Source organism: Skermanella sp. (genome assembly GCF_059503625.1).
In genome coordinates this window covers 1-4,399 of sequence record NZ_JCACHA010001029.1, presented here as the reverse complement: position 1 = coordinate 4,399, position 4,399 = coordinate 1, and the positions used below count along the sequence as shown (strand labels likewise).

General features: G+C 68.4%; 4 protein-coding genes and 1 pseudogene. All 5 read right to left on the bottom strand.

Translation table 11 applies throughout. The features are described 5' to 3' along the window. Positions 1-167: pseudogene (locus AC5JJ6_RS37475) on the bottom strand (hypothetical protein); the annotation flags it as partial. A 19-nt stretch (positions 168-186) separates the two neighbouring features. Continuing rightward, positions 187-1,248 carry a peptide chain release factor 1 gene (gene prfA, locus AC5JJ6_RS37470; protein ID WP_496046914.1) on the bottom strand — a complete coding sequence of 354 codons (1,062 nt, stop codon included), beginning with the start codon at positions 1,246-1,248 and terminating at the stop codon, positions 187-189. Further along, positions 1,245-2,573, bottom strand: a complete 1,329-nt coding sequence (hemA, locus tag AC5JJ6_RS37465) for a glutamyl-tRNA reductase (protein ID WP_496046913.1) — start codon at positions 2,571-2,573, stop codon at positions 1,245-1,247. The genes prfA and hemA overlap by 4 nt, the downstream gene beginning before the upstream one ends. A 41-nt stretch (positions 2,574-2,614) precedes the next feature. Then, positions 2,615-3,772: a flavodoxin-dependent (E)-4-hydroxy-3-methylbut-2-enyl-diphosphate synthase gene (ispG, locus tag AC5JJ6_RS37460; protein ID WP_496046912.1), complete on the bottom strand. Its 1,158-nt coding sequence runs from the start codon at positions 3,770-3,772 to the stop codon at positions 2,615-2,617. A 126-nt stretch (positions 3,773-3,898) separates the two neighbouring features. After that, positions 3,899-4,399: DUF4115 domain-containing protein (locus AC5JJ6_RS37455; protein WP_496046911.1), on the bottom strand; the 501-nt coding region annotated here is incomplete at its 5' end.

Genomic DNA, 4,399 nt, shown 5'->3' with positions numbered 1-4,399 from the left:
AGCCGTGCCGTGGCATGGATCAGCATGTGCTCCCGGGTCATGCCGAGAGATGCACCCATCAGGATCCTCGCGTCCAGCTCCGGCGTATCGACGCCGGCTTCGCGGAGCAGGGCTTCGGCATGGCGCAGGACCTCCCGCAGCAGCGGGGTTTTGGACAGGGGGGCCATGCCGGTCATGACGGGCCGGTCATTGCAGTTCGGACAGGCGTTCGGCCTCGTCCGCCGCGATCAGGGGATCGATCACCTCGTCCAGCGCTTCGCCGTTCATGACCTTGTCGATCTTGTAGAGCGTCAGGTTGATCCGGTGGTCGGTCACGCGGCCCTGGGGAAAATTGTAGGTCCGGATGCGCTCCGACCGGTCGCCGCTGCCGACCTGGCTCTTGCGGTTGGCGGCTCGTTCGGCATCCAAGGCGCTGCGCTGCTGATCGTACAGGCGGGAGCGCAGGACGCGCATCGCCTTGGCCTTGTTCTTGTGCTGCGACTTCTCGTCCTGCTGGATCACGACCAGCCCGGTCGGCAAGTGGGTGATCCGGACGGCGCTGTCGGTCGTGTTGACCGACTGCCCGCCGGGTCCGCTGGAGCGGTAGACGTCGATCCGCAGGTCCTTTTCGTCGATCTGGATATCGACCTCCTCCGCTTCCGGCAGCACCGCCACGGTGGCGGCGGAGGTGTGGATGCGGCCGCCGGCTTCGGTCGCCGGGACCCGCTGGACGCGGTGGACGCCGCTCTCGTATTTCAGACGGGCGAAGACGCTGCGGCCGGTGATCGAGGCGGTCGCTTCCTTGTAGCCGCCGATCCCCGTCTCCGACACGTCCATCGTCTCGAACTTCCAGCCGCGCAGGGCCGCATAGCGCTGGTACATCTGGAACAGCTCCGCTGCGAACAGGGCCGCTTCCTCGCCGCCGGTGCCGGCCCGAACTTCCAGGATGGCGTTCTTCTCGTCCGCCTCGTCCTTGGGCAGCAGCAGGATCTGGATGCCGCGCTCCAGTTCCGGCAGGCGGCGGTCGAGCGCTTCCAGTTCGGCTTCCGCCAGATCCTTCATCTCGGGGTCTGCCAGCATGGCGGTCAGGTCCCGGCGCTCGTCGCGGGCCTTGCGCAACTCGGCGATGGCCTCCGCGATGGGGGTCAGCTCGGCATATTCCTTCGACATCTTGGCGAAGGCGTGCGCCTCCACCTGGCCGCCGGCCAGGGCATCCCGCAACTCGTCGTGGCGCGCCGCGACACGGTTGAACATATCCTCGAAACTCACCGTCCCTCACCCTCAAGCGGTCCCGGTACGGGCACCGCTTCAATACGTTCAGTCGTAGCCGACTCATCCAATTGGAACAGCCGGCGCAGCAGCCGTTCCGCCTCCACCTGTTCCATGTCGTGCGCCGCGGCCATCGCCCGCAGCACCTGCGACGGCTGATGAAGCAGCCGGTTGACCAGCAAGCGGGTCGCTTCCGCGGGATCGCCGCCGGGATGCTCCGCCAGCAGCCGGGTCCGCACCGCCTCGAAATGGCCGCGCAGTGCGGCCACCGCCGGTACGGCGGCCCGTTCCGCCCTGCCGCGCGCGAAACCGGCCACGGCCTGATCCACGATGGCCCAGGCGGCTGCGGCGGCGGCTTCCCGCGTGGCGCGGCCTTCCAGCGCCACCCGTTCCAGATCGGCCAGATCGTAGACGAAGGCGCCTTCCAGACCGCCTACCGCCGGATCGACATCGCCGGGGATGGCCGTATCGATCAGGAAGACGGGACGGCGGCGGCGCTTCCGGATCACCGCGTCCATCTGGTCCACCGACAGGATATAGCGCCCCAGACCGGCCGCCGTCACCACGATATCGGCGGACTGGAGTGCGGCATCCAGATCGGCAGCCGGCGAGTAGTGGCAGCCCAGCCGGCGGGCCGCCGCTTCGGCGCGGCGGTCGACCCGCGACGTGACGGTCAGGCGGGGGAGCCCTGCCTCGCGCAGCGCCTCCGCCATCAGCTCGCCCATGTCGCCAAGGCCGATCAGCAGACAGGACGAGCGGTCGAGTTCGCCATGGATGTCGCGGGCGGTCTGGACGGCGGCGGCGGCGATGGAAACCGGGCGCTCCGCTATCGCGGTCTCTGTCCGCACCCGCTTGGCGGCGGCATAGGCGGCCTGGAGCACCGCTTCCAGTTCCGGCCCTGTCGTATGGGCGGCGACGGCGGCGCGATGGGCGGCCTTGATCTGGCCCAGCACATGGGGTTCGCCGACCACCTGGCTGTCGAGCGAACAGGCCACCGCGAAGAGGTGACGGACGGCATCGCCGCCGGTCAGGGTGTAGAGTTCGGGCGCCAGAGCCTGCGCCGTCATGCCGGCCCGCTCGGCCAAGGCGCCGGCGGCGATGGCTGCCGTCCGGACAGGATCGCAGGAGGCGGCCAGAACTTCCACCCGGTCGCAGGTGGAAAGCCAGAGGAATTCGGAAAGTCCGCCGGCCTGGAGACGGGCGAGCACGCCGGGGACTTCGGTTTCCTCGGTGCAGATCAGGTCGCGGACGGCGCCCGAACTGGAGCGGTGATTGACACCGACCAGAACCAGTTCGGACGAAGAATGCGCCCCGCTGCCGGGCATAGCGGGCGCTTAGGGGAGACAGGCAGGGCGCGAGCCCGCTGTCATTCCGCAGCCTCGGCCGCAGCGGCCGCAGCTTCGGCTTCGGCTTTCTCGGCCTCGGCCTTTGCCGCTTCGATCTGGGCCGCCTTCTTCTCGACCAGACCGACTAGATGGCCGACGATGTCCTCGTCCTTCAGACGATGGTCGGGCTGGCCGGCGATGTAGACCTGATGGGTGTTGGCGCCGCCGCCGGTGAAGCCGATATCGGTCTCCCGCGCTTCGCCCGGACCGTTGACGACGCAACCGATGACCGAGACGGTCAAGGGGGTGGTGATGTGGGCGAGGCGCTGTTCCAGCACCTCCACCGTCTTGATCACGTTGAACTGCTGGCGGGCGCAGCTTGGGCAGGAGATCACGGTGACGCCGCGGCGGCGCAGGCCCAGCGACTTCAGCATCTCGTAGGCGACCAGCACCTCTTCCTCCGGCTCGGCGGAGAGGGAGACGCGGATCGTGTCGCCGATGCCGGACCACAGCAGCATGCCGAGCCCGATCGAGGACTTGACCGTGCCGGAGCGCAGGCCGCCGGCCTCGGTGATGCCGATATGCAGCGGATAGTCGCAGGCTTCCGCCAACCCCTGATATGCTGCGACCGCCAGGAATACGTCCGATGCCTTGACGCTGATCTTGAACTCGCGGAAATCGTGATCTTCCAGGATGCGGGCATGGTCGAGGGCACTTTCGACCATCGCTTCCGGGCAGGGTTCGCCGTATTTCTCCAGCAGATCCTTTTCCAGCGAGCCGGCGTTGACGCCGATCCGGATCGAGCAGCCGTAGTCCTTGGCGGCCTGCACCACTTCCCGCACCCTGTCGGCCGAGCCGATGTTGCCGGGGTTGATGCGCAGGCAAGCGGCGCCGTTCTGGGCTGCCTCGATCGCGCGCTTGTAGTGGAAATGGATGTCGGCGACGACCGGGATGCTGATCTCGCGGGTGATCGCCTTGAGCGCCAGGGCCGATTCCTGATCGGGGCAGGAGACGCGTACGAGGTCGGCGCCGGCCTGCTCGATCCGCTGGATCTGCTCGATCGTGGCCTTGACGTCCGTTGTCAGCGTGTTGGTCATCGACTGCACCGAAATCGGCGAGTCGCCGCCCACGGGGACCTTTCCGACATGGATCAGGCGGCTCTTGCGGCGCTCGATGTGGCGGTACGGACGGACAGTCATGAACAGGCTTTCGATTCCATTGGGGACACGGTTCCGCGTGCCCCTAAAGTGCGGACGACCATGCCCCCGGTCAAGGGCAAGTCCGGGGTGCCACCCCGGCTTCGGCGCTTAATCAGGCTCTCGAGGCTACCGTCCGGCCCAGCGGTCCGGGTCGAGCGGAACGCCGCGCAGGACTTGGCCAGGCGTTCCCATGGCGGTGCCCTGGGCGCCGTCGACCGATACCTGCAAGCCGCCGGCGTTGCCGGTCTGCATCTTCAGGCCGGCCTTGTCCGGCACCCGGTAGATATCGCCGGGACGCAGCACGCGGGTCATCAGCAGGTCGCCCGTGCCATCTCGGACCTGGATCCAGCTGTCCTGGGTGGCGCGGATCTGGATGCGCGACTGGCCGCTGGTGGCGCCGTAGACGCGGGCGTCGCCTTGTCCCGCTTCGGGTGCTCCCGGCGCGGCCGGCGGCATCGGCAGTCCCGCCACCTGACCCGGCACCGACGGCAGGGGCACGGAGGGAGGGACCGGCTGCGGCGCCGCCTGGGCGGAGCGTGGATCGTTGAGCGGCGTCGCCTCGACGATCGGGTTCTCTTCCTCTTCGCTCTCGTCCGGAGCCGTGACGTTGGCGGTGGCGGTCGGCGG